The 25,497-nt window shown below is 71.8% G+C and carries 23 protein-coding genes; 15 read left to right on the top strand and 8 right to left on the bottom strand.

From position 1 onward, the window contains the following. Window positions 1-7 precede the first annotated feature (7 nt). From CWOE_RS16190 to CWOE_RS30810, 10 genes are all read left to right on the top strand, one after another. The gene (locus CWOE_RS16190) at window positions 8-823 is read left to right on the top strand and encodes a helix-turn-helix domain-containing protein (RefSeq protein WP_012934712.1); all 816 of its coding nucleotides are present in this window, start codon (window positions 8-10) and stop codon (window positions 821-823) included. Then, window positions 820-2,163, top strand: a complete 1,344-nt coding sequence (locus tag CWOE_RS16195) for a competence/damage-inducible protein A (protein ID WP_012934713.1) — start codon at window positions 820-822, stop codon at window positions 2,161-2,163. Before CWOE_RS16190 ends, CWOE_RS16195 begins: the two co-directional genes overlap by 4 nt. A gap of 4 nt (window positions 2,164-2,167) precedes the next feature. Further along, on the top strand, window positions 2,168-2,797 hold the full coding sequence (locus tag CWOE_RS30805) for a 2'-5' RNA ligase family protein (protein ID WP_012934714.1): 630 nt from the start codon (window positions 2,168-2,170) through the stop codon (window positions 2,795-2,797). 150 nt (window positions 2,798-2,947) lie between these two features. Next, window positions 2,948-4,030: a recombinase RecA gene (recA, locus tag CWOE_RS16205; RefSeq protein ID WP_012934715.1), complete on the top strand. Its 1,083-nt coding sequence runs from the start codon at window positions 2,948-2,950 to the stop codon at window positions 4,028-4,030. 18 nt (window positions 4,031-4,048) lie between these two features. Further along, a complete protein-coding gene (locus tag CWOE_RS16210; RefSeq protein ID WP_012934716.1) occupies window positions 4,049-4,588 on the top strand; it encodes a regulatory protein RecX in 540 nt (179 codons plus the stop codon). Window positions 4,589-5,022: 434 nt separating this feature from the next. After that, window positions 5,023-6,465, top strand: a complete 1,443-nt coding sequence (rny, locus tag CWOE_RS16220; protein WP_012934717.1) for a ribonuclease Y — start codon at window positions 5,023-5,025, stop codon at window positions 6,463-6,465. A gap of 25 nt (window positions 6,466-6,490) precedes the next feature. Beyond that, window positions 6,491-7,822 carry a tRNA (N6-isopentenyl adenosine(37)-C2)-methylthiotransferase MiaB gene (gene miaB / locus CWOE_RS16225; protein WP_012934718.1) on the top strand — a complete coding sequence of 444 codons (1,332 nt, stop codon included), beginning with the start codon at window positions 6,491-6,493 and terminating at the stop codon, window positions 7,820-7,822. Window positions 7,823-7,849: 27 nt separating this feature from the next. Further along, window positions 7,850-8,521, top strand: a complete 672-nt coding sequence (locus tag CWOE_RS16230) for an HAD family hydrolase (RefSeq protein WP_012934719.1) — start codon at window positions 7,850-7,852, stop codon at window positions 8,519-8,521. A gap of 31 nt (window positions 8,522-8,552) precedes the next feature. Next, window positions 8,553-10,649 (top strand): intein-containing Rv2578c family radical SAM protein, encoded by a 2,097-nt coding sequence (locus tag CWOE_RS33510; protein ID WP_012934720.1) that lies wholly within the window; start codon window positions 8,553-8,555, stop codon window positions 10,647-10,649. 152 nt (window positions 10,650-10,801) lie between these two features. Then, on the top strand, window positions 10,802-11,752 hold the full coding sequence (locus CWOE_RS30810) for a mechanosensitive ion channel family protein (protein ID WP_012934721.1): 951 nt from the start codon (window positions 10,802-10,804) through the stop codon (window positions 11,750-11,752). A gap of 7 nt (window positions 11,753-11,759) precedes the next feature. Here CWOE_RS30810 and CWOE_RS16245 read toward each other — a convergent pair whose 3' ends face one another. Both CWOE_RS16245 and CWOE_RS16250 read right to left on the bottom strand, forming a co-directional pair. After that, complete coding sequence (locus tag CWOE_RS16245) at window positions 11,760-12,554, bottom strand: SDR family NAD(P)-dependent oxidoreductase (protein WP_012934722.1); 795 nt, start codon at window positions 12,552-12,554, stop codon at window positions 11,760-11,762. A 109-nt stretch (window positions 12,555-12,663) separates the two neighbouring features. After that, window positions 12,664-13,821 carry an FIST signal transduction protein gene (locus CWOE_RS16250; RefSeq protein WP_012934723.1) on the bottom strand — a complete coding sequence of 386 codons (1,158 nt, stop codon included), beginning with the start codon at window positions 13,819-13,821 and terminating at the stop codon, window positions 12,664-12,666. A 104-nt stretch (window positions 13,822-13,925) separates the two neighbouring features. On the opposite strand from CWOE_RS16250, the gene miaA reads away from it, so the two are divergent. From miaA to CWOE_RS16265, 3 genes are read left to right on the top strand one after another with little or no spacing between them, the layout of a single operon-like run. Continuing rightward, a complete protein-coding gene (miaA, locus tag CWOE_RS16255; protein ID WP_012934724.1) occupies window positions 13,926-14,858 on the top strand; it encodes a tRNA (adenosine(37)-N6)-dimethylallyltransferase MiaA in 933 nt (310 codons plus the stop codon). Continuing rightward, window positions 14,855-15,724 carry a diaminopimelate epimerase gene (dapF, locus tag CWOE_RS16260; RefSeq protein ID WP_012934725.1) on the top strand — a complete coding sequence of 290 codons (870 nt, stop codon included), beginning with the start codon at window positions 14,855-14,857 and terminating at the stop codon, window positions 15,722-15,724. The genes miaA and dapF overlap by 4 nt, the downstream gene beginning before the upstream one ends. Continuing rightward, on the top strand, window positions 15,711-16,874 hold the full coding sequence (locus CWOE_RS16265) for an LL-diaminopimelate aminotransferase (RefSeq protein WP_012934726.1): 1,164 nt from the start codon (window positions 15,711-15,713) through the stop codon (window positions 16,872-16,874). Before dapF ends, CWOE_RS16265 begins: the two co-directional genes overlap by 14 nt. 12 nt (window positions 16,875-16,886) lie before the next feature. Here CWOE_RS16265 and CWOE_RS16270 read toward each other — a convergent pair whose 3' ends face one another. Further along, complete coding sequence (locus CWOE_RS16270) at window positions 16,887-18,734, bottom strand: DUF262 domain-containing protein (RefSeq protein WP_012934727.1); 1,848 nt, start codon at window positions 18,732-18,734, stop codon at window positions 16,887-16,889. 52 nt (window positions 18,735-18,786) lie between these two features. On the opposite strand from CWOE_RS16270, the gene hflX reads away from it, so the two are divergent. Together hflX and dut are read left to right on the top strand one after the other, a co-directional pair. Beyond that, window positions 18,787-20,139 carry a GTPase HflX gene (gene hflX, locus CWOE_RS16275; RefSeq protein ID WP_012934728.1) on the top strand — a complete coding sequence of 451 codons (1,353 nt, stop codon included), beginning with the start codon at window positions 18,787-18,789 and terminating at the stop codon, window positions 20,137-20,139. A gap of 86 nt (window positions 20,140-20,225) precedes the next feature. Continuing rightward, a complete protein-coding gene (gene dut / locus CWOE_RS16280; protein ID WP_012934729.1) occupies window positions 20,226-20,645 on the top strand; it encodes a dUTP diphosphatase in 420 nt (139 codons plus the stop codon). A 31-nt stretch (window positions 20,646-20,676) separates the two neighbouring features. Here dut and CWOE_RS16285 read toward each other — a convergent pair whose 3' ends face one another. The 5 genes from CWOE_RS16285 to CWOE_RS16305 form a co-directional block, all read right to left on the bottom strand. Next, window positions 20,677-21,711 carry a sigma-70 family RNA polymerase sigma factor gene (locus CWOE_RS16285; protein WP_012934730.1) on the bottom strand — a complete coding sequence of 345 codons (1,035 nt, stop codon included), beginning with the start codon at window positions 21,709-21,711 and terminating at the stop codon, window positions 20,677-20,679. 55 nt (window positions 21,712-21,766) lie between these two features. Further along, window positions 21,767-22,705: a glycine betaine ABC transporter substrate-binding protein gene (locus CWOE_RS16290; protein ID WP_049793301.1), complete on the bottom strand. Its 939-nt coding sequence runs from the start codon at window positions 22,703-22,705 to the stop codon at window positions 21,767-21,769. A 125-nt stretch (window positions 22,706-22,830) separates the two neighbouring features. After that, window positions 22,831-23,520: an ABC transporter permease gene (locus CWOE_RS16295; RefSeq protein WP_012934732.1), complete on the bottom strand. Its 690-nt coding sequence runs from the start codon at window positions 23,518-23,520 to the stop codon at window positions 22,831-22,833. Further along, on the bottom strand, window positions 23,517-24,248 hold the full coding sequence (locus CWOE_RS16300; protein WP_012934733.1) for an ABC transporter permease: 732 nt from the start codon (window positions 24,246-24,248) through the stop codon (window positions 23,517-23,519). The genes CWOE_RS16295 and CWOE_RS16300 overlap by 4 nt, the downstream gene beginning before the upstream one ends. Before the next feature lie 6 nt (window positions 24,249-24,254). Beyond that, the gene (locus CWOE_RS16305; RefSeq protein WP_012934734.1) at window positions 24,255-25,412 is read right to left on the bottom strand and encodes an ABC transporter ATP-binding protein; all 1,158 of its coding nucleotides are present in this window, start codon (window positions 25,410-25,412) and stop codon (window positions 24,255-24,257) included. Between the last annotated feature and the right edge of the window lie 85 nt (window positions 25,413-25,497).

Raw genomic sequence — 25,497 nt, forward strand, 5'->3', positions numbered from 1 at the left:
CGGGCCAATGCCCGAGATCGGCCCCACTCTCCGCGAGGCGCGCATGCTCGCCCGCATCGACATCACCGAGGTCGAGCAGGCGACGAAGATCCGCGCGAAGTATCTGCGCGCGATCGAGAACGAGGAGTGGCAGCTGCTGCCGGGCTCCACGTTCGCGAAGAGCTTCATCAGGGGCTATGCCGACTACCTCGGGATCGACGCCCGCTCGCTCGTGGAGGAGTACAAGCTCCGCTACGAGCGCCCGAGCGAGAGCGAGCTGCGCGCCGTCAGCCCCGGCCTCAGCCGCGATCGCGGCCGCGGCGGGCGCGGAGGTTCGCCACGCGGCGGGGGCGGAGGCGGGCGCGGGGTCCCACGCTGGGCGGTAACCGTCGGCCTGCTCGTGGTCCTCGTCGGCGCGCTCTACCTCGTCGGCACGCTCGGCGGGGACGACGGCGACGGTGGCGGCGACACGGCCGCGAGAACGACGCAGACGACGCCGCAGAGAAGAGGCGGCCAGCGCAGAAGACAGCAGACGCCGCCGCCGAGAAGACAGGCCGCGCGGACCGAGGCGGGGCTGCGCCTGATACCGACCGGCGAGGTCTACGTCTGCCTCGTCGACCAGGACGGCACCGTGCTGATCCCCGGGACGATCTTCACCGCCGGGCAGGCGGTCCCGGTCAGAAGAGCGAGAGCGATGAGGCTGACGCTCGGCAACAGCAACGTGCAGATGAGAGCCAACGGCAGCGCGGTCGACGTGCCGGCCTCCTCGGAGGCGATCGGCTTCTCGATCACCCCGAGAGGCGCCGCCCCGCTGCCCTCCGAGCAGCGGCCGACCTGCACGTGAGCGCGCGCGCCGGCATCGTCGTGACGGGGACCGAGGTCCTCAGCGGCATCATCTCCGACCGCAACGGCCCGTGGCTGTCGGAGCGGCTGCGCGAGATCGGCGTCGACGCGGCGTTCATCACGATCGCCGGCGACCGCCCGCAGGACCTCGACGCGGCACTTCGCTTCTTCGCCGAGGAGGGCGTCGACCTGATCGTCACCAGCGGCGGCCTCGGCCCGACCGCCGACGATCTCACCGCCGAGGTCGTCGGACGCTTCCAGGGCCGCGAGATGGCCCTCGACGAGGCGCTGTTCGGCCGCATCGCCGACATCCTCAAGCCGCTGCTGGCGCGCTGGCCCGACCTCGACCCCGAGGCCGTCCTGCGCTCCAATCGCAAGCAGGCGGTGATCCCCGTGGGCGCGACGATCCTGGAGCCGGTCGGGACCGCGCCAGGACTCGTCGTGCCGCCCGCCTCCGAGGGGCCGACGGTCGTCGTGCTGCCCGGCCCGCCGCGCGAGCTGCAGCCGATGTGGGAGACCGCGCGCGGCACCGCCGCGTTCACCGCCGCCGTGCAAGGCGCAACGACGTTCGACTGGCGGATCATGCGGCTGTTCGGGCTGCCCGAGTCCGAGATCGCCGAGACGCTGCTGGTCGCCGAGCGGGAAGGGCTGTCGCTGGAGCCGCTGGAGATCACGACCTGCCTGCGGCGCGGTGAGATCGAGATCGCGACCCGCTTCGAGCCCGCGGACGCGCCGGCCTACGACGCGCTCGCCGCGTTCGTGCGCGCGCGCCACGGCCAGCTGCTGTTCTCCGAGGACGGCTCGACGATCGACGAGCAGGTCGCGGCGCTGCTGACCGGGTCCTCGGCGTCGCCCGCGCGAACGATCGCGACCGCCGAGTCGTGCACCGGCGGGCTGCTCGCCGGGCGCCTGACCGACCGTGCCGGATCGTCCGCCTACGTGCTCGGCGGGCTCGTCGTCTACGCCAACGCGGCGAAGGTGGCGCTCGCCGGCGTAGCCCCTGAACTGATCGAGCGCGTCGGCGCCGTCTCGCCGGAGGTCGCCGAGGCGCTGGCCGACGGCGCCGCGGACCGCCTCGGCGCCGACGTCGGCGTCGGCGTGACCGGGATCGCCGGCCCCGGAGGCGGCACGCCGGAGAAGCCGGTCGGCCTCGTCTACGTCAGCGTCGCGCTCGCCGACGGGGGCGAGCGGATCACGCGCAGACTGAACCTGTCCGGAAACCGCGCCGACGTGCGCGACCGCACCACGACGGTCGCGCTGCACCTGATCCGCCGGCTGCTGCTGGGTCTGCCCGACGCGCCGGACGTGCCGGGGATCCTCGGTACCCGCACCCGCACCTGAACCGATGCCCGCCGGTTCGAGCGCGCGGCTGTTCGTCGCGCTCGACCTGCCCGCGGAGGTCCGCGACGCGCTCGTCGCCTGGCGTGCGCCGGTGCTCGCCGCCGCCGAGGGCGGGCTGCGCGCCGTCGACCCCGCTGCGCTGCACGTCACGCTCTGCTTCCTCGGCTCGCTCCCGCTCGCGTCCGTCGAGCCGGTGGGGGAGGCGGTGATGGGAGCGATCGGCAGTGTGGGCGGCGCGGCCGGGCCGCACGGCGGCGCCCCCGTCCCTGGCGTCGACGTCGGCGTCGGCGGCCTCGCGCTCGGCGACGGGCTGTGGCTCCCACGGCGCCGCCCGCGCGTGCTGACGGTCGCGCTGGAGGACGGCGACGGCGCGCTCGCCGCCGTGCAGGCAGCCGTCGCTGATGCGCTCACGGCCGGCGGCTGGTTCGCGCCCGAACCGCGGCGTTACCTGCCGCACGTGACGGTCGCGCGGGTGCGGGAGCGCAGGCCCGCGGCCGCCGCCGCGCTCACGCGCGCACCACTCCCGGCCACGCCGGCGCTCGCGTTCGCCGGCGTCGCCGTGACGCTCTACCGCTCGCTCCTCGGGGGCGGGCCCGCGCGCTACGAGCCGCTCGTGCGCGTCGCTCTGCGCTGAGACGGCCCTGAGACGGCTCAAACGCGTGTTGCGGCGTTGCGACGGTCGCGCCTAGCGTGCTCCCTCGACCCGATCATGTGTTCGTATTCGGTCCGTCCGGACCGGGGCGTACCTTGCATCACTCACGACGTAACCAAGGAGCTTCCAGGAATGAGCGAGCAGGACAAGTCCGCGAAGGCACGCGACGCCGCCCTGCAAGGGGCGCTGACCCAGATCGAGCGCCAGTTCGGCAAGGGCACCGTCATGCGGATGGGCGATCCGGGGGCTCGTGTGAGAGTCAACGCGATCCCCACCGGCGCCCTCTCGCTCGACCTCGCCCTCGGCATCGGCGGCGTCCCGCGCGGGCGCATCGTCGAGGTGTTCGGCCCGGAGTCCTCCGGCAAGACCACCCTCGTCTACCACATCATCGCCGAGGCGCAGAGACTCGGCGGCGTGTGCGCGTTCATCGACGCCGAGCACGCGATGGACCCGCTCTACGCGCAGCGGATCGGCGTCAACATCGACGACCTGCTCGTCTCGCAGCCCGACTACGGCGAGCAGGCGCTCGAGGTCGCGGACATGCTCGTCCGCTCCGGCGCCGTCGACATGGTCGCCGTCGACTCGGTCGCGGCGCTGACGCCGCGCGCGGAGCTCGAGGGCGCGATGGGCGACCAGACGGTCGGCGTGCAGGCGCGCATGATGTCGCAGGCGATGCGCAAGCTGACCGCGAACCTCAACCGCACGCAGACGATGTGCCTCTTCACGAACCAGATCCGCGAGAAGGTCGGCGTCATGTTCGGCTCGCCGGAGACGCAGCCGGGCGGTCGCGCGCTGAAGTTCTACTCGTCGCAGCGGCTCGACATCCGCCGCATCGAGACGCTCAAGGACGGCACCGAGGCGGTCGGCAACCGCGTCCGCGTCAAGGTCGTCAAGAACAAGGTCGCGCCGCCGTTCAAGCAGGCCGAGTTCGACATCGAGTTCGGCCAGGGCATCTCGACCGAGGGCTGCCTGATCGACTACGGCATCGAGCACAACATCGTCACGAAGTCGGGCTCGTTCTTCTCCTACGGCGACGAGCGCCTCGGCCAGGGCCGCAACAACGCGAAGAACTACCTCAAGGAGCACGGCGAGGTGGCGAAGGAGATCGAGGACAAGATCTACGCCGCGCTCGGGTTCGACCGTGACCTCGTCGCGCCGATCGAGCCCAATGAGAGAGCGGTCGAGGAGAGGGTCGCCGAGCCCGCCGCGGCCTAGCCGTCGGTGTCACAGGTCATGCCGCCCCGCGCCACGACGATGGCGGAGGACGAGACGGACGAGCAGCACACGGCGCGGGTGGTCGATCCCGCGCTGCGGCTCCAGAACGCGCTCGACTTCGCCTTTCGCTACCTCGGTCCGCGCGCGCGGACCGAGGTCGAGCTGCGCCGCTACCTCGAAGGCAAGCGCGTCGAGCCGGAGACGATCGAGCAGGCGCTCGCGAGTCTGACCGAGCAGGGGTACCTCGACGACACGCGCTTCGCGCGCGAGTTCGCCGAGGACAAGCGACTGCTCGACGAGTGGGGCGCTGACCGGATCGAGCGGCGCCTGCTGTCGCTCGGCGTCGCGCCGGAGATCGTCGCCGGGGCCGTCGGCGCGCGTGGCCGCGACGACGAGCGCGACGCCGCCGCGGCGCTGCTGCAGCGCCGCTTCCCGCAGCTCGACGACGACCCGCGCGAGCACCGCCGGGCCGTCGGGGTGCTGGTCCGCAAGGGCTACGACGGCGAGCTGGCGTGGGACGTCGTCCGCTCGCACGCGCGCGGCGGCGCACTCGACTGAGCCGCCGGCGAGCCTCGACTGAGCTGTCCGCGAGCGCTCGACTGAGCCGCGCGCGAGCCGTTCGCGGGTCCGCGGTGGCGCGCCGGCCGCTGCGCGATGGCGCGTCGGCGGGCTCCGATTGCGTCAAATGTGTCGCGGTACTACGATCCCGCGTAGCGAACGACTGGCCCACGAGGGCATGAAAACCCAGCAAATCCCTTTGATCCTGGAACCAGAACCTTCTGCCGTGACTGCCCGACACCATCTGTGCGCAGGCTTGTTGCACGTGCAACACGCGACACGACCACCGGCCTAGCCGGCGCTTGAAGGGCGGCGCTCCTGCGCCGCACCTGGTGTTCAGATCCGTGCTCCTCGCACGGCCCGTCCGCCGCTACCCAAACGGACAGTGAGCCACAGCCTGGTCCAGCGACCCGGTTGTGAGGAGAGGAACGGCAATGGACATCGTGATCGCGGCGGCGGTGCTGGCAGTGGGCCTGGTGCTCGCTGCCGTGCTGTACGCGAGACGCGGGAGCGGTCAGGCGGTCGAGGCGAACGCCCGCGTCGCCGCCGACATCGACTCCGCGCTGAGCGAGCGGCGTGCAGAGATCGTCCGGATCGAGGAGCGCATCCTCGGCAAGGAGGAGTCGCTCGACGCTCAGCGCGCCGACCTCGCGCGCCGCGAACGGTCGATCGAGGACCGCAGCGAGGCGCTCGACCGCGAGGTCGCGGCCATCGCCGAGAGACGCGCCGCGTACGAGCACCAGCTGGAGCGCCTCGCGGGCGTCACCGCGTCGCAGGCGAAGCAGATGCTGCTGAAGGACCTCGAGGACGACGTCCGCCACGAGTCCGCCAAGCTCGTCCGCCAGATCGAGGAGGAGACCAAGCGCGACGCCGACCGCCGCGTGCGCAACATCCTCTCCGTCTGCATGCAGCGGATCGCCGCCGGCCACGCGACCGAGACGACCGTCTCCGTCGTGCAGCTGTCCTCCGACGACATGAAGGGCCGCATCATCGGCCGCGAGGGCCGCAACATCCGCGCGCTCGAGAACCTCACCGGCGTCGACTTCATCATCGACGACACGCCCAACGCCGTCGTCCTCTCCGGCTTCGACGGCGTCCGCCGCGAGACCGCCCGCATCACGCTCGAGAAGCTGCTCCAGGACGGACGGATCCATCCCGCCCGCATCGAGGAGATGTACTACCAGGCGAAGTCCGAGCTGGAGGATCACATCCAGGAGCTGGGCGAGGCCGCCGTCTTCGAGGCGCACGTCCAGGGACTCGACCCGGAGCTGGTGAAGCTGCTCGGCCGCCTCAAGTTCCGCACCAGCTACGGCCAGAACGTGCTGGCCCACTCGGTCGAGTGCGCCAACCTCGCCGCGATGATGGCGCACGAGCTGGGCGCCTCGCCGAAGACGGCGCGACGGGCAGCTTTGCTGCACGACATCGGCAAGGCCGTCTCGCACGAGATCGAGGGCCCACACGCGCTCGTCGGCGGCGACCTCGCACGCAAGTACGGCGAGCCCGACGCGGTCGTCCACGCGATGGAGGCGCACCACAACGAGGTCGAGCCGCAGACCGTCGAGGCCGTCATCGTGCAGGCCGCCGACGCGCTCTCGGGCGCGCGGCCCGGCGCGCGCGGCGAGTCGCTGGAGCAGTACGTCAGACGCCTGCGCGAGCTGGAGCAGATCGCCACCCGGCACGAGGGCGTCGACAAGGTCTACGCGATGCAGGCCGGTCGCGAGATCCGCGTGATGGTCGCGCCGGCGGCGATCGACGACGACGCCGCGACGCTGCTGTCGCACGCGATCGCCCGCGAGATCGAGAGAGAGCTGGAGTTCCCCGGACAGATCAAGGTCACGGTGATCCGCGAGTCGCGGGCGGTCGAATACGCCAGATGAGACCCGGCGGTACCCTTCGACGTCGATGAAGCGGTACCACGTCACGACGTTCGGCTGCCAGATGAACGAGCACGACTCGGAGCGGATGAAGGGCATGCTCGAGTCACTCGGCTATCGAGAGGCCCCGGACGCCGACGTCGCCGACCTGATCCTCTTCAACACCTGCTCGATCCGCGAGGCGGCCGACAGCCGCTTCAAGGCGCACCTCGGCCACGCGAAGCGGCGCAAGCGCGAGCGGCCCGAGGTCGTGATCGGCGTCGGCGGCTGCTGGGCGCAGTCGGTCAAGGACGAGGTCTTCGAGCAGTTCCCGTTCGTCGACGTCGCGTTCGGTCCGGGCCAGGTGCACAAGCTCGCCGAGTTCCTCACGAGCGAGTCGCTGACCGCGCAGGGCTACTTCGAGTTCGAGGGCTTCACCGGCGATCTGCCGGAGAAGCGCGCCCGCGAGTTCCAGGGCTGGACGCAGATCTCCGTCGGCTGCAACATGGCGTGCTCCTACTGCATCGTCCCCTCGACGCGCGGCCGCGACGTCGGCCGCCCGCTCGGCGTGCTCGTCGCCGACGTCGAGCGGATGGCCTCCGAGGGCGTCACCGAGGTGACGCTGCTGGGGCAGAACGTCAACGCCTACGGGCGCGACCTGCACAGACGCGGCTTCCCGAGCGCGACCTTCGCCGACCTGCTGAGCGCGGTCGACGCGATCGACGGGATCCGGCGGATCCGCTACACGAGCCCGCACCCGCAGGACATGAAGGAGGACGTGATCCGCGCGCACGCGGAGCTGGAGGCGCTGTGCGAGCACGTCCACCTGCCGCTGCAGTCGGGCTCCTCGCGCGTGCTGAAGGCGATGCGTCGCACGTACTCTCGCGAGCGCTACCTCGACCGCGTCGCGCTGCTGCGCGAGCACGTGCCGGACGTCGCGATCACGACCGACATCATCGTCGGCTTCCCGGGGGAGACGGACGAGGACTTCGCGCAGACGCTGTCGCTGTGCGAGGAGGTCGCCTACGACGGCGCCTTCACGTTCGTCTACTCGCCGCGTCGCGAGACCGAGGCCGCGACGCTGCCCGACCAGGTCCCGCACGAGGTCAAGGTCGAGCGGATGGACCGGCTCGTCGAGGTGATCCAGCGGCGTGCGAAGGAGCGTGCGCAGCGGTTCGTCGGCCGCACCGTCGAGGTGCTGGTCGAAGGTCCCTCGCGGACCGACCCGACACGGCTCCGCGGGCGCTCGCGCCACAACAAGGTCGTCAACTTCAGCGGGCTCGCGCAGCCGGGCGACTACGTGCACGTCGACGTCGAGAGCGCGACCAGCCAGACGCTGATGGGCGAGGAATCGCTGCTCGCCCGCGCCGGCGCCCGCTGAGCCGCAGACCGCCGGCCCGTCCGCCCGATGTCCTCCTCACCCGGTCTCGTCATCTTCGACTGCGACGGCGTGCTCGTCGACAGCGAGGCGATCTCGATGCGCGAGCTGACGCGCGCGATCAACGCCGCCGACGTGCCGATGTCGCCAGGCGAGGTCCACGCGGCCTTCATAGGCGGCGCGATGGAGACGATCGAGCGGGAGATCGCCCGCCGCCGCGGCGCGCCGCTGCCAGCCGGCTGGGTCGACGACTTCTACGCGGCCCGCTCGGTCGCGTTCGAGGCCGAGCTGGAGGCGATCCCGGGTGCGCGCGCGACCGTCGAGGCGGTGCAGCGGCTCGGCCTCGACACGTGCATCGCCTCGCAGGGACGGCCGGCGAAGATGGTCCAGACGCTGGGCCTGACCGGACTGGACGGCCTCTTCGCCGCCGACCGGATCTTCTCCGCGACGATGGTCCCGCGCCCCAAGCCCGCGCCGGACCTGTTCCTCCACGCCGCCCGCACGTGCGGCTGGGCGCCGCGGGAGTGCGTCGTCGTGGAGGACTCGGCGCTCGGTGTCAGAGGCGCGCGCGCCGCCGGCATGCGCGTGCTCGGCTACGTCGCCCGCGACCGCCCCGAGGACGACGCGCTGGCGCTCTCGGCGGCCGGCGCCGAGGTCGTGCGCGAGCTGGGCGAGGTGCCGGGGCGGCTCGCGCTGGCGTGACGCCGTCCGCCCGGTATGCGAACATACGTTCGTGCGCTGGGACAACCTCACACTCGACGCCGACGAGGCGGCGCGGCTGCCGGGCTACAGAGACGCCGCCGTCGTCCGCCGCTTCGACGCGCCCGAGGCGCTCGACATGCGCTTCTACGAGGTCCATTCGAGATCGGCGCTCAACCGCGTTCCCGAACGGTCGCGGATGCCATTCAGATGGACCATCAACCCATATCGGGGTTGCACTCATGCGTGCGTCTATTGCCTGGACGGCGAGACGCCGATCCTCATGGCCGACGGTCGCACCCGCCGGCTTGCCGATCTGAGCGTCGGCGACGAGATTTACGGCACGCGACGTGTTGGCGCCTACCGGCGGTACGAGCCGACGAGGGTGCTCGCGCACTGGTCGAGCGTCAAACCGGCGTTCCGGGTCACGCTCGAGGACGGGACCGAGCTCGTCGCGAGCGGCGACCACCGCTTCCTGACGCGCCGCGGCTGGAAGCACGTCACCGGAAGCGGGCACGGAGCAGAGCAGCGGCCGCACCTGACGACGAACGACGTCCTGCTCGGGACCGGGCAGTTCGCGGCCGGGCCGGTGATCGATGACGACTACGAGCGCGGCTACGTGTGCGGCATGGTGCGCGGTGACGGGACGATCGGGACCTACGACTATCCGCGCGCCGGGCGCTCGCATGGGCGCGTGTACCGCTTCCGGCTCGCGCTCAAGGACGAGGAGGCGCTTTCTCGGACGCAGCGCTATCTGCGTGATGCCGGCATAGCGACGGATGCGTTCGTGTTCCAGGCTGCTGCCGGTGCTCGCGCGCAGATTTCGGCGGTTCGGACACAGCGCCAACGCGATGTCGAGGCGGTCGAAGCGCTCGTCCGGTGGCCGCTCGATCCGCCTGACTCCTGGTGCAAAGGCTTCCTCGCCGGCATCTTCGACGCGGAGGGGTCGTGCAGTGGTGGCGTCCTGCGGATCTCCAACGGCGACGCGACGATCATCCGCTGGATCGAGCTGTGCCTGACGCGGTTCGGCTTCGACCACGTCGTGGAGCCGCCGCGGCCCAACGGCGTCCGCTGCGTCCGGCTCGGCGGCGGACTGGCGGGTCGGCTGCGCTTCTTCCACCTCACCGACCCGGCGATCCTGCGCAAGCGCTCGATGGACGGGCACGCGCTGAAGACGGCAGGATCGAGGAAGGTCGCCTCCGTCGAGCCGCTCGGGCTCTCGATGCGCCTCTACGACATCACGACGGGTACCGGCGACTTCATCGCCAACGGGGCCGTCAGCCACAACTGCTTCGCTCGCCCGACGCACAGATACCTCGACTTCGACGCCGGGCGGGACTTCGAGCGCGAGATCGTCGTGAAGGTGAACGTGCCGGAGGTGCTGCGGATCGAGCTGGCGCGGCCGTCGTGGAGGGGGGAGCACGTCGCGCTCGGGACCAACACCGACCCGTACCAGTGGGTCGAAGGCCGCTACAGATTGATGCCGGGGATCTGGGAGGCACTGCGCGACGCGCGCAATCCGTGCTCGGTGCTGACGAAGTCGCCGCTGCTGCTGCGCGATCTGGGGTTGATGCGGGAGCTGGCGGCGGTGACGGACTTCACCGCGAGCCTGTCGATCCCGACGCTCGACGAGAAGGCGTGGCGGGCGACCGAGCCGCATACGCCGCACCCACGGGCACGGCTGGAGGCGGTCGCGGAGCTGAACCGCAACGGCATACCGACCGGCGTGCTGATCGCCCCGCTGATGCCCGGGATCAACGACGCGCCGGAGCAGGTCGAGCCGCTGCTCGCCGCCGCGGAGGAGGCCGGCGCGGTCTCGATCGGCGGGATCGCCCTGCACCTGCGCAGCGACGTGCGCCAGATCTTCATGGACTGGCTGCGCGGGACGCGGCCGGACCTGCTCCCGCGGTATCAGCGCCTCTACGCCCGCGGTGCGTACGCGCCGAGAGAGGAGCGCGCGCGGCTGAGCGCGCTCGTGCGCGGTCGCGGGCGGCGGGCGCCGACGTGGCGGCTGCGAGCGCGTGAGCGGCCCGCGCTCCCGGGACCGACCGGACGATCGGCGGGGGATCAGCAGCCCCCGCGGGAGGTGGCGCCGCTGCCGCGCCTGGGAGCGCAACAGGCGCTGTTCTGAGGGGGCGCCGGCCGGGGCGGGAGCGGGTCGGGGCGGGCGCCACGGGTGGGAGCCGGTGCATCGCGGGGCGGAGGAGCGGGTACGGCGCTGTGTGAGCGAACGCACGCACGCCAACCGCAACTGCCGGCGGCGCGTGCGTATGTTGAACGTAGATGGCCTCCAAGAAGACGAAACGCCTCAAGGGGAGTCGCGAGCGAGCGCTGGAGCGGATGCTGCAGACGCGCACCCACGCGTGGGAGGAGGTCGGCCTCGCGCGGCAGCTCGGCACGCGCGCGGCCAAGCGCGCCCGCCGCCAGGCTCTGATCCTGCTGCCGCTGCTCGCCGGCGTGCTCGCGCTCTACAGATACCGCGAGGACCTCTTCGGCCACGGCTGGAACACGCCGGTCAGAATCTTCACCGTCGTCGCGCTCGTCGTGCTCGGCTGGGCGTTCGCGCGCGACGTGGGCAGGGCGGTCGCGCCCGACCTCTTCCGCCGCATGGACCCCGGCACCGCGGGCACCGTCGGCTTCCTGCTGCGACTGCTCACGATCGCGATCTTCACCGTCGCCGCGCTGCGGATCGCCGGCATCAGACCCGAGACGCTCGCCGTCGGCGGCGCGTTCACCGCCGTCGTCGTCGGTCTCGCCGCCCAGCAGACGCTCGGCAACCTGATCGCTGGCACCGTCCTGCTCAGCGCCCGGCCGTTCCGCGTCGGCGAGCGCGTGCGTCTCCAGGCCGGCGGGATCGCCGGCACCGTCGAGGGCGTCGTCAGCTCGCTCGGCCTGCTCTACACGACGCTCGCGCGCGGCGAGGACCGCATCATGGTCCCCAACAGCGTCGTCCTCAGCGCCGCCGTCGTGCCGCTGAAGGAGCCGGCCGCGGTCGACCTGCGCGCCCGCCTCCAGCTCGGCGTCAAGCCGACGCAGGTGCAGGAGCTGCTGAAGGAGGCGATCACCGTCTCGTTGCGCGGCCGGCCCGACATCGGCCTGGAGGAGATCGACGGCGACGACGTCGTCATGCGGATCCAGGCGACGCCCGAGTACTCCGACGACGGCGCGAAGCTGGCGGACGAGATCCTGATGGCGATGTCGTCGATCGCCGACGAGCACGCCGTCGCGCGGTAGCGCGCCGCTACCGCTTGTCGCGCTGACCGGCGGCCAGCTGCGCGGAGATCTTCGCGTTGCCGAGCCGGCGGCTGACGTTCCCGGCCAGCTCCGGGGCGAGACCGGCTATCGCCGCGCCGGCGCGCAGGCTCAGCGGGGCGACGTCGACCTCGGAGCGGTTCTGCTCGATCGCGCGCACGACGCCGGCCGCGACGTCCTGCGGTGAGCGCGTCGCGACGCCCTTCGGCAGCTCGACGCCCGCCTCGGCGAACATCCCGGCGTCGCGGATGAAGCCCGGGAAGACGGTCGAGACGCCGACGCCGCTGTCGCGCAGGTCCTCGCGCAGGCCGAGCGCGAAGCCGCGCATGCCGAACTTCGTCGCCGAGTAGAGCGAGCCGCCCGGTTGCGCCGACTTGCCCGACAGCGACGAGATGAAGACGAGGTGGCCTCTGCCGCGACGCTCCATCGGCTCCGCCAGCAGCTTCGCGAGCGCGATCGGCGCCCGCAGGTTCACGTCCAGCGCGCGGTCGACCTGATCGAGCGAGTAGTCGTCGAGCGTCCCGCTCGCCGGCAGCGCGGCGTTGTTGACGAGCACGTCCACATCGCCCGCGTCGCGCACGAGCTGCTCCGGCGCGTCGCGATCGGCGAGGTCGACCGCGAGCGCACGGCCGCCCAGCTGCTGAGCGAGCGGTTCGAGCACCTCGGCGCGCCGGCCGGTCAGGATCAGCGTCGCGCCGCGCTCGGCCAGCGCCCGCGCGATCGCCTGGCCGATCCCACCGCTCGCACCGGTGAGCAGGATTCTGGAGCCACGAATCTCGGTCATACGAAGAGCCTCCCACAAGCCGACGGAGCGCGCGACGGCGTGGGCACTGGCCCGGTCGTCCTGGATTACTGTCGTCCTGCGACACCAATCCAGGACGACCGGCGAAAAGTCAGGCGAAGAGCGCCACGGTCGCGGTGAAGCTGTGCATGAAGCTGGCGCCGCCGACGGGGCCGATCTCGCCGGCGGCGAAGAAGCCCGCCGAGGGGGCGCCGGCCAGCTCGTCGGCGAGCATGCCGGCGTCGTGGTCGGCGACGCCGAACATCTCGCGGCCGCGGCTGTGGCAGGAGAACGCCAGCGCGCCCGCCGGCGCGCCGCCGAGCGCCTCCACCCGCACGCGCAGCTGGTCGTGGAAGTCGCGGTCGGCCTCGGCGGCGTCGCGCGCGTGCAGGCGCAGCACCTGCCCCGGCTCGACCGGCGCGGCGATCGCGATCGTGCCGGCGACCGGGTCGGCGCCGAGCAGCCCGCGCACGAGGAAGTCGCCGTGGCTGTACTCCGGCTTGCCGCCGTCGAGCACGACGCCGACGAGCAGACCGCCGGCGACCAGCTCCCGCTCGCGCGCGTCGAGTTGCTCGATCAGCTCGCGTATGTGGTCGAGCGCCGGACGGCCGGCCAGCTCGGCGATCACGTTGCCCTCGGCCGCCGTCACCGTCATCTCCGGGCCGACCGGCGTCGCGCCCTGCGAGACGCACGGCAGCAGCTCGACCCCGTCGAAGCGCACTCCGACCGCACCCGACTCGCACACCCGCTCGCCGTGGAACAGCGCGGTCGCGCCCTCGGCCGTCCGCGCGCTCGCGAGCCCGCCGACGATCGGCACGCCCGGCGCGCGCGTCGCGAGATCCTGCAGCAGCGCGTCGGTCGGGAACGAGAACGGGTCCGGCAGCAGGATCGCCCCGCGCGAGCCGGCGAGGTCCTCCATTCCCGTCACCGCGATCGAGTCGTCGAGCTGCTCAGCGGACGCGTGGAACGTCGTCGCGTGACCGTCGCCGAGCGACGCCGCCCAGACCGCGACGGCCGTCCCGCCCTCGTGCTCGGCACCGCAGCCGAGCACGCCGCCCGCGCCGCAGCCGATCAGCTCAGGCGGGCGCAGCGCCTCGTGCACGCCTTCCAGCGTCGCCTCGGGCGCCGCCAGGTGCGCCCCCGCGGCGAAGACGATCGCCACGTCGGCGCGTTCGCCCGCCAATGCCACTCCGGCCGCGTGCGCGGCCTCGATCGCTCCGACGCGCGCGTCCCCATGCGTCGAGATGCCAGTTCCGATTCGTGCCCCCATCACCCCACTTTACCGGCGTCGTCCCGGCCCCGTGACCGCAGCGCGGCGGCGGGGGACAAGCGGCGCAACGGCGGGGCACGACGACGGCGGTCATACTCCGCCGCGTGGGGCTCGCCTCCGTCATCGCGCTCTTCGGGCCCACGGGGATCGGCAAGACGGCCGTCGCCGTCGCGCTGGCGCGGCGGCTGCGCGCCGGCGGCGAGGACCCCGTCGCGATCTCGGCCGACGCGCTCCAGGTCTACGCCGGCCTCGAAGTCCTCACCGGCGCCGCCGACGCGGCCGAGCGCGCGGAGCTGGAGCACCGCCTGCTCTCCTTCCTGCCGGTCGACGCGACATTCAGCGCCGGCCAGTACGCGGAGCTCGCGCACGCCGAGATCGACGACGCGCTCGCGCAGGGGCGCACGCCGATCGTCGTCGGCGGCACCGGCCTCTATCTGCGCGCCGCGCTGACGAACCTCAAGCTCAAGCCGCCGCCGCCGGAAGGCGCGCGCGAGCGCTGGACGGCCGAGCTGGAGCGCCGCGGCGCGCCGGCGCTCCACGCCGAGCTGGCGCGGCGTGCCCCGTGGGCGGCGGAGACGATCGACCCGAACGACCGCCAGCGGATCGTGCGCGCCCACGAGCTGCTCGACGGCGGCGACCTGGAGCCGCCCGGCGGTGCGTCGCAGCTGTGGACCGGCGAGATGCGCCACCCGACGCTGCTCGCCGGCCTCGTGATGGAGCGCGAGGCGCTGTACGCGCGGATCGACGCACGCGTGGACGCGATGCTCGCCGCGGGAGCGCGGGAGGAGGTCCTGCGCGCGAACGCGGCCGGTGCCTCCGACACCGCTCGCAAGGCGCTCGGCTTCCCCGACCTGCTCGCCGGCGACGAGGAGGGGATGAGGCGGCGCACGCGCAACTACGCAAAGCGCCAGCTGACGTGGATGCGCAAGCTCGCCGGCGTCGCGACGATCGACGTCACGGGCCTTGACGCAGACGAGGTGGCGCATCGGATCGATAGGCTCCGCCGCCGACCCGATCCGACCCCGGAGGCAGCGTGAAGTTCGAGAAGTGGCAGGCGCTCGGCAACGACTACGCGATCGTCGAGCAGAGAGACCTCCCGTTCGAGCTGACGCCCGCACGGATCCGCGCCTTCTGCGCCGGGCACTTCGGCGTCTTCGCCGACGGGATCCTGCTGCTGTCCGAGAGCGACCAGCCCGGCTTCGTCGCGGACCTGAAGATCTACAACCCCGACGGCTCCGAGGCCGAGCTGTCCGGCAACGGCGCGCGCGAGGCGATCATGTACCTGCGCCAGCGCGGCTGGACCGACGCGGACGAGTTCTCGATCCAGACCGCGGCCGGCGAGATCCGCCCGACGATCACCGGGCCGGCGACCTGCAAGGTCGACATGGGGCGCGCGAAGCTGACGTCGAAGGACTTCCCCTCCGGCCCGGACGACGGCAGAGCGCAGCTGACCGCCGGTCAGCACCAGTGGAGCTTCCAGCACGTCTCGATCGGCAACCCGCAGTGCTCGATCCGCGTCGACTCGCTCGAAGCGCTCGACGCGCTCGACCTGCCCGCGATCGGCGGTGCGATCGAGCACCACGAGCGGTTCCCCAACCGCACGAACGTCTCCTGGTACGCCGAGCTGGCACCCGACCGCATCCGCGCGCGGATCTTCGAGCGCGGCGTCGGCGAGACGCTGTCGTCCGGCACCGGCGCGACCGGCGCCGCGGTCGCGCACGTGCTGCGCGGCGGCGGGGGAGACGATCCGGACACCTCGACCGTGACCGTCGTGCTCGACGGCGGCGAGCTGGAGGTCGAGGTGGCCGAGGACCTGCACGTGAACCTGACCGGCTGGGCCGTTCCCGTCTTCGGCGGAACGCTCTCCGAGACCTTCCTGAAGGAGCTGCATGAGACCGAGTAAGCGACTGGACAAGATCCCGCCCTACCTCTTCGCGCAGCTGGAGCGCAAGATCGCGGAGAAGAAGGCGGCCGGGATCGACGTCATCTCGCTCGGCATCGGCGACCCGGACACGCCGACCTACGCGCCGATCGTCGCCGCGATGCAGCAGGCGGTCGCGGACCCCGGAACCCACCAGTACCCGTCCAACCGCGGCCGCGACGACTTCCGCGCGGCCGTCGCCGCCTTCTACGACCGCCGCTTCGGCGTCACGCTCGATCCCGCGACCGAGGTGATGCCGGCGATCGGCGCGAAGGAGTGCATCTTCAACCTCAACCTCGCGTTCCTCGACCCCGAGGACATCGCGCTGGCGTCCGACCCCGGCTACCCGGTCTACACCGGCGGCCCGCTGCTCGCCGGCGCGAGCGCGGTGCTGATGCCGCTGAAGCCTGAGCTGGGCTTCGCGCCCGACCTCGACGCGATCAGCGAAGCCGACGCCAAGCGCGCGAAGCTGATGTTCATCAACTACCCGAACAACCCGACCGGCGCGATCGTGCCGGACGGCTTCTTCGAGCAGGTGGTGGCGTTCGCCAAGCAGCACGACATCCTCGTCGTGCACGACAACGCCTACAGCGAGACGACGTACGACGGCTATGTCGCGCCGTCGTTCCTCGCGACGCCCGGCGCCAAGGAGGTCGGCGTCGAGGTCTTCTCGCTCTCCAAGGGCTACAACATGACCGGCTGGCGCTCGGCCGTCATCGTCGGCAACGCCGACGCGCTCGCCGCGTACTGGAAGCTCAAGTCGAACGTCGACTCCGGCAACTTCGAGGCCGTGCAGCTCGCGACGATCGAGGCGCTCTCGCCGGAGGTCGACGCCGAGGTGGCGAAGATGAACGAGGTCTACGCGCGTCGCCGCGACCTCGTCGTCGACGCGCTCGCGAAGGCCGGCGTCGACGTGAGAGCCCCGAAGGGCACGATCTACGTCTGGGCGCCGGTCCCGGCCGGCTACGAGAGCGCCGCCGCCTACTGCGAGCACGTGCTCGAAGAGGCCGCCGTCGTGATCTCGCCCGGCGGCGCCTACGGCGCGAGCGGCGAGGGCTTCTTCCGCATCTCGCTGACGACGCCCGACGACCGCCTCGCCGAGGCCGTCGAGCGGATTCGCAGACTCGGCTAGCCGGGCGCCGACTCAGGCGTCGTCGGCGTCGAGCTCGTCGTAGGAGGCCGGCTCGACGACGGTGACCGCCTCTGCCACCAGGCTCTTGCCCATCACCTGGCCGATCGCGAGCAGCAGCGCGCGCTGACGGGCTTCGAAGAAGCGTTCGAAGTCGTCAGCGCGCAGCGCGTCGACCTCGATCATGTGCGACCGCAGGTTCGCGTCCTCGACCGTCTCGGCGATCCCGTCGCGCTCGCGCAACCCGCGCAGGTACTCGCTCGGGGCGCGTCCGCCGATCGCACGGTTCGTTCGCGCCGTCAACGGCGTCTTGTTGACGATGCTGTCGAAACGAGCCGCCGGAACCGGGTCGGGGGAGCGCTCCCGGCACCACTTCTTCGGGAAGACGTGGTGGATGTCGACGGCCTCGTCGAAGTACGTCTGGTCAGTCGAGGTCTCGCCGGTGCGGAAGTCTCGCGCGCCCTCGCGCAGCAGCAGCACGTAGATGCCCTTGTAGGCGGCGCTGCGCCGCGACCGCAGCGTGTGCAGGCGGTCCGGCGCCAGGTTCGCGTCGCTGATCGACGACGGCACGACCGCGTCGTCTGCGGCGTACGCGAGCAGTTCGGGGACGTCGCGCGCAAACCGCGTCTCGGTCGCGGAGCCGTACAGCTCTCCGAAGACGCCGCACCAATACCAGCGCGCGATCCGGTCGCGCACCTGCGGACTGTCGTTGCCACGGTCGCCGAGGATCGTCAGCGTCACCGCGAGCGGCACGAGCTGGGTGCTGTACGGCAGGAACTTCGTCTCGAAGACGCGCTCGCGGTGCAGGAACCGCGCCGCCCGCTGGAAGCCCTGCGTGAGCGGCTCCGCCCACGCGAGGTACTCGTCGAGGGTCAGTCTCAGGATGTCGCGACGCTTGCAGCTGACGACCGGCGCCCGCTCCGCCGGTTCGCCGGCGTCGAGGTGCCGCTCTCGCTTGGCCAACGTCGCGAGCAGCGTCACCGCCTGCATGAAGTCGGTGCTCGCCACGTCGCGCAGGACGGGCTGGTCGTGCAGCCGCCGGCGTCGGCGGTCCCAGTCGTCGCGCAGCTCGAAGCCGTCGCTCGCGACGGCGGCGAACGACGCGGTCAGCAGCTCGAAGACGCTGAGCGAGACGCCGCCCGTGTTGACCTTCTCGAAGACCAGGCAGACCGCTTCCTTCGGCGTCTGCCGGTGCAGGCGGATCACCGGCAGCTGGTACGAGCGAAACCGCTGCACGATCTCGCGCTCGAACTCGTCCCAGATGCGGCTGGTCTCCGGGTCGTGGCCGTGATGCTCGCGAAATCCCTGAGCCCACTGGTAGTGGTCGAACACGTGAGCGAGCGGGAACATGAAGTTGGCGAACTCGCGATCCGGCGTCGTCAGGTCGAGGTCGACTCTGCGGCCGAAGTCGCTGCGGACGCAGCGGTCGGCCGGGATCGACAGCACCGCGTCCTCGCGGTCGACCGCGACGTCGAGCGCTTTGCGGACGTCGAGGTAGTACCAGCGTTCGATCTCGATTCTCTTGGCGTCACGCGTTCTCACGGGACCCCCTGCGACCAGCGCCTGGAACAGCGACGTGAGGCGCTGCTGTCCGTCGAGGATCAGCAGCTCCGGGTCGCGGCCGTCGATCTCGGCGCCCTCCAGCGGCCGCGTGCGGAAGGCGACGTCGCCGCCGTTCTCCAGCAGCATCACCGTGCCGATCGGGAACGAGCGCGAGACGCTCGCGATCAGGTCGCGGATGTGGTCGTCGTCCCAGACCCATCCGCGCTGGAAGTCGGGCAGCTGCGCATCGCCGCTCTTCGCGTTGCCGAGCAGCTCCACGAGATCGGTCTTCGTGCTGTCGAACGTGCTGACCGCGAGCATCGCGCCATTACACCGTTTCGGCGCCCCGGTGGCGCCACTAGACTGGAAGGCGATGACGACGACCCGCAGCCGCAACGGGCGCATGAGCGAACCGCGCCGAGATGACAGACAGCCGGTCGGGCGCGCGCGCCAGCGGGCGTTCATGATCGCCGCGCTGGAGAGCGGCGACGACCTCTCCGAGCTGCAGGAGCTGCTGCGCACCGCCGGCGTCGCGGTCGTCGGCCAGACGGTCCAGCATCGCGAGAGACCGCATCCGAACACCTACCTCGGCGAGGGCAAGCTCGAGGAGCTGAGAGCGCTGCTGAAGGAGGCTGACGCGAACGTCGTCGCGGTCGACGACGAGCTCAGCCCGCGCCAGGAGCGGAACCTCGAGAGAGCGCTCGACACGCCGGTGATCGACCGCACGTCGATCATCCTCGACATCTTCGCCGGCCACGCCCACTCGGCCGAGGGCAAGCTGCAGGTCGAGCTGGCGCAGCTGCAGTACAACCTCGCGCGCATGCGCGGCCTGTGGACCCATCTCGAGCGGCTCGGCGCCGGCGCGGGCGGGCCGGGCGGCGGTCCGGGCATCGGCACCCGCGGACCGGGCGAGTCGCAGATCGAGACCGACCGCCGCCTCGCGCGCGACCGCATCACCGCGCTGCGCCGCAGACTGGAGCGCGTGAAGGGCTCGCGCGAGACAATGCGCGCCGAGCGCGACCGCGCGAGACTGCCGACCGTCGCGCTCGTCGGCTACACGAACGCGGGCAAGTCGACGCTGCTGAACAGACTGACCGGCGCCGAGGTCGGCGTGCGCGACCGGCTCTTCCACACGCTCGACCCGACGACCCGCTCGTACAAGCTGGGTGGGCGCGACTACCTGCTGACGGACACCGTCGGCTTCATCCGCAAGCTGCCGCATCAGCTCGTCGAGGCGTTCGGCGCGACGCTGGAGGAGACGCGGCTGGCGGACCTGCTGCTGCATGTCGTCGACGCCTCCGCGCCGGAGGAGGAGCTGGACGAGATGATGCGCGCCGTCGACTCCGTGCTCGGCGACATCGGCGCCGGCGACCAGCCGCGCCTGCTGATCCTCAACAAGGCCGACGCGCTCGACGACGACCAGCGCCACGAGGTGCAGCTGCGCCATCCCGACGGGATGCTCATCTCCGCCGCGACGGGGGAGGGGCTCGACGCGCTCGGCGAGCGGATCGAGGAGGAGTTCGCCCGCCGCCTGCGCGACGTCGAGCTGCTGCTGCCGTACAGCGAGGGCGGCAGACTCGCGGAGCTGCACGAGATCGCCGGCGACCTCGCGCGCGAGGACACCGCCGACGGCGTGCGCGTGACCGCGAAGCTGCCGGCGACCGTCGCGGCGCGCTACGCGCGCTACGCGGTCAGCGCCAACGGCGACGGACGCGTCGAGCAGTGACCGCGGAAGGTCTCGCCCAGGGGGCTCGCCTTCCGGGCGAGAACTCGCCAGCGGCTCCTTCTCGCGAGCCCGCTACGGCGCTGCCGATGAAGCGCCTCCACCCCGACGCCGTGCTGCCGCGCCGCGCCTACGGCGGCGACGCCGGGCTCGACCTGCACGCCGTCGAGGCGCTGACGCTCGCGCCGGGCGCACGCGCGTCGGTCGGGACCGGCATCGCGGTCGCGATCCCCGACGGTCACGCGGGACTGGTGCTGCCGCGCTCCGGGCTCGCCGCCAAGAGAGGGATCGCGCTCGTCAACGCACCGGGGCTGATCGACGCCGGCTACCGCGGCGAGCTGCGCGTGCTGCTGCTCAACACCGACCGCGAGACGCCGTGCGAGATCGCGGTCGGCGACCGCATCGCCCAGCTCGTGATCCAGCGCGTCGAGCTGCCGCAGACCGTCGAGGTCGACGAGCTGCCCGACAGCGAGCGCGGCGCCGGCGGCTTCGGCTCCAGCGGCAGCTGACGCGGGCCGAGCGCCGCGCGTCTCCGCCGCTCTACGCCGGCAGCTCCGCCGGCAGGCCCAGACGCGGAAACGTCTCCGGGCCGATGAACGCGGTCACGTCGGCGATCCGGTCGCCGCGCACGGTCAGCACGTCGACGACGGTGCCGGCGAAGCGCTGACGCTCGGGACTCCAGGCGTAGCAGGCGACCGCCGCCTGGCCGTTGACGCGCGTGGAGAGGTGGCGCCAGCGCTCGCGCAGCGGGCCGAGCCGCAGGAACTCCGCGATCGCCGCGCGACCGCGATACCAGTTGTGGCACGGCGGCATCGACCAGCTCGCGTCCTCGGTCAACAGCGCGACGAGCGTCTCGACGTCGCCGCGTTCGAGCGCCGCCGTGTAGCCCTCGACCAGCTCGCGCAGCCGCTCGTCGCCGAGCGTGCGCAGCGTCGCCTGCTGGCTCTCCCGCGGCAGCCGCTCGTCGACCGCCGCGCGTGCCCGCGCGAGCGCGCCGTTGGCGCCCGCGACCGTCGTCCCGAGCGTCTCCGCCGTCTCCTTCGCCGAGAAGCCGAGCACCGCCCGCAGGATCAGCACCGCGCGCTGGCGCGCGGGCAGGTGCTGGAGCGCGGCGACGAACGCCAGCTCGACGGTCTCGCGCAGCTCGTAGACGGCGTCGGGCGCTGCGCGGCCGTCCTCCAGCTCGTCGGTGTACGGCTCGATCCACGCCGCGGTCTCGACCAGCGGCTGGTCGTCGGGCGTGTGCGGGTCGGCCGCCCCGACGTGGTCGATCGGCAGCACGCGCCTGGGCCGCCGCGCGATCAGGTCGAGGCACGTGTTGGTGCAGATGCGGTAGAGCCAGGCCCGCAGCGAGCTGCGCGCCTGGAAGCGGGGGAGGCCCCGCCACGCGCGCAGCAGCGCGTCCTGCAGCGCGTCCTCGGCGTCGTGCACGGAACCGAGCATCCGGTAGCAGTGGGCGTGCAGCTCGCGCCGGAACGGCTCGACGAGGCCGCGGTACGCCCCTTCGTCGCCGCCCTGCGCCGCGGCGAGCAGCCGCTGCTCGCGGATCGTCGGTACGCCGGCGTGGGTGATCATCGAAACAGAGACTCGCGCCGCGGCCGAAACTGATCGGCCGCGGCGTGACGTCCTCCTACAGCTGGCCGTTGGCGGAGAGGAACGCCTTCGCGACCTCTTCCGGCTGCTGTCTGTCGATCGCGACGGCGGCGTTCATTCTCTGCATCGCCTCCGTCGTCAGCAGCTGGCTGACGGCGTCGACCGTCGTCTCGAACTCCGGTCCCTGCTCGTCGAGCACTCTCGTCGAGACGACCGGCGTGACGTTCTGGAACCCGAATATGTTCTTCGGGTCTCTCAGCACGACGTATCTGCCGCCCTCGAGCTGGCCGTCGGTCGTGAAGATCTGCGCGACGTCGATCTTGCCGTTGTCGATCGCCTGGTACTGGAGGCCGATCGTCAGCGGCGAGAACTCCACGTCGGTGATCCCATACGCTCTCTCGAGCCCCGGGAGGCCCGTCGCGCGTCTGCGGAACTCCGGCGCCGCACCGAGGCGGAAGCCCGGCACTCTCGTCAGGTCGGCGAGGCTGCTGAGCCCGTGCTCTCTGGCGTAGTCGGGCAGGACCGCGAGCCCGTCGGTGTCCGAGAACGGCGTCAGCGGCAGCAGCGTGAAGCCGTTTCTCTCCGCGTACGCCTTGCCGGCCGCGAACGACGCCTCGACGTCCGGATACGTCTTCGTGTCACCCGCGACGACGTTGTTGAAGATCCCGATGTACTCGGGATACATGTCGATCTGGTCGCTTCTGAGCGCTCTGTCGGCGATCTCGGTCGAGCCGATGTTCTCCTTCAGATTGACGGTGTAGCCTCTCGCCTCGAGCGCCTGCTTGTACAGCTCGCCGAGCACGAACTGCTCGGTGAAGTTCTTCGTTCCGAGCGTGACCGCCGGCTTGCCCTCGCCCGGCGTCGCGGCGGTCGTCTCGGACCCGGTCGAAGTCGTGCTCGCACTCGTGCTGCCGCTGTCGTCGTCATCGCCGCAGGCGGCGACCCCGACGGCGAGCAGCAGTGCGACGAATGCCATCAGCACTGTGCGCAACGTTCCCTGCTTCACGTTGGGATGTCCTTTCTCGGTTGGCGTACCCACACCAGATCTCCCTCTCCCCGGACGCCGTCGGTCCCTCCTCGCACCGACGGCATCGTTTCCCCTTACAACGTCTCCGCGGCCGTCGGTCCGACGGCCGCCGGGACGCGTGCCGCGCGGAGCCCGCGCGGCGTCACCGCCCGCTGCAGTCCAGCGAACAGCAGTTCCGCGACCAGTGCCAGCGCCGCGACGCACATCGCCGCCCCGAGCACGCCGGGGAGGCGGTACGTCGCCTGGTCGACGATGATGTCGCCGAGGGTGCTGGCCCCGGCGACCGACCCGAGCGTCGCCGTCGCGATCACGTAGACCACGGCGGTGCGAATGCCCGCGAAGATGAGCGGCAGGGCGAGCGGCAGCTCGACCCGCAGCAGGACCTCGGTCGGCGTCATGCCCATCCCGCGCGCCGCCTCGACGGCGTCGCGGTCGACGCCGTCGACCGCCACGTAGGCGTTCGTCAGCATCAGCGGCACCGCCAGGATCACGAGCGCGACCATCACGTTGACGAAGCCGATCCCCAGCAGCGCGACGCCGATCGAGATCACCGCCAGGCTCGGCAGCGCACGCCCGACGTTCGAGATGTTGATCGCCGCGAACGAGAAGCGGTGCAGATGGCCGAGCCAGACGCCGAGCGGGATCGCGATCACCAGCGCGATCGCCATCGACGCGGCCGTCAGCGCGAGATGGTCGAGCGTCAGCTCCCACAGCAGCGCGGTGTTCTCGCCGATGAACTTGAACGCGTCGATGAAGTCGTTCACGAGCGCGCCACCCGGGTCCAGGGGGAGAGCGCCCGCTGCGCGAGCACGAGCAGCGCGTCGGCGAACAGACCGAGCAGCACGCACATCGCGCCGGCCGCGATCAGCTCGGTCTTGAACGTCTGCTGCAACGCCGAGTAGATCGGCGCGCCGAGGCCCTCGTTGACGACGAAGACCGCGACGGTCGCGAGGCTGATGACGGTCACCGTCGCGATCCGCAGCCCGGCGACGATCGCGGGCAGCGCGAGCGGCAGCTCGACCTTCCACAGCAGCTGCCGCTCGGTCATGCCCATCCCGCGCGCGGCGTCGCGCACCTCGGCGGGCACGCCGGAGAGGCCCGCGAGCATGTTGCGGAAGAGGATCAGCAGCGTGTAGGAGACGAGCGCGATCTCCGCCGTCGTGCGCGACAAGCCGGTGAACGGCACCAGCAGCTGGAACAGCGCGAGGCTCGGAATCGTGAAGAGCAGACCGGTCACGATCACGATCGGCGTCGCGAGCCAGCCGCGGCGATGGGCGGCGAGCGCGAGCACGAACGCGATCACGGAGCCGATCCCGACGGCTATCAACGTCAGCGCGATGTGCTGCAGCAGCGCCGGCTGGAGCGTGTCGGACCAGTTGTCCTGCACCCAGCTCCAGCAGAACAGGTCGTTGTTGCGCACGCAGCTGCTGCCTCTGCCGAACTCCGGGATCACCGGGTCAGACTGGGCGAGGACGAGCGGGACGGCTGACACGGCGGCCTATCCCGGCGGGCGCAGCGCGTCGCTGATCAGCTCGAGCGAGACGAGGCCGGCGAGCCTGCCGTCGTCCTCGACGACGACGAGCGGGCGGTTGCCGTCCGCGACGACGAGCGAGAGCGCGTCGCGCAGCGACGTCTGGCGGCTCGCCGTCGCCGACAGCGGGTCGGCGTCGTCCACCGACACCGGTTGCCCGTTGAGGCGCGCGACCGGCAGGCGGCCGATCGGCTGCTCGCCGCCGTCGACGACGACCAGCTCGTGCGCGCCGAGCCGCTCGGCGCGCTCGCGCGCCTCGGCGGCCGGATCGCCGACGTGGGCGGCCATCCCGTCGATCAGCTCGATGTCGCCGAGGTGGCTGAGCGTCAGCCGCTTGAGCCCGCGGTCGGCGCCGACGAACTTCGCGACGAACTCGTCGGCCGGGCTCGCGAGCAGCTCGTCGGGCGTCGCGTACTGGGCGAGCCGGCCGCCCTCGCGCAGGATCGCGATGCGGTCGCCCATCTTGATCGCCTCGTCGATGTCGTGCGTGACGAACACGACGGTCTTGCGGATCTCGGACTGGAGGCGCAGGAACTCGTCCTGCAGCCTTTCGCGGTTGATCGGGTCGATCGCCCCGAACGGCTCGTCCATCAGCATCAGCGGCGGGTCGGCCGCGAGCGCGCGCGCGACGCCGACGCGCTGGCGCTGCCCGCCGGACAGCTGGGCGGGGTAGCGCTCGCCCATCTCGGTCGTCAGTCCGACCAGCTCCAGCAGCTCGCGAACGCGGCGCTGCGTGCGCTCCTTGTCCCAGCCGAGCAGCTTCGGCACCGTCGCGACGTTCTGCGCGACGGTCTGGTGGGGGAAGAGGCCGATCTGCTGGATCACGTAGCCGATCTCGCGCCGCAGCTCGGCGGGCTTGCGTCTGGAGACGCTGACGCCGTCGAGCAGGATGTCGCCCGAGGTCAGGTCGATCATGCGGTTGACGAGCCGCATCGCGGTCGTCTTGCCGGAGCCGGACGGGCCGACGAGCACGCAGATCTCTCCGGCCGGGACGGCGAACGAGAGGTCGTCGATCGCAGGTCTGGCCGCGCCGGGATAGCGCATGCCTACGTTCTGGAACTCCAGCGGGGCCGCGCTCGGGTAGGCGTGCGGCCCCTCGATCTGGGCGGTGGTTTCGCTGTTCACAGAGAAGGTCCCCTGCGGAGGGAACGTTTCATGTTAGTCACTGGCCGGACGGGACCGCCAGGGCGAGCGCAGGCGCGCCATCCGC

It is taken from the genome of Conexibacter woesei DSM 14684 (assembly GCF_000025265.1).
Classification (GTDB): Bacteria; Actinomycetota; Thermoleophilia; order Solirubrobacterales; family Solirubrobacteraceae; genus Conexibacter; species Conexibacter woesei.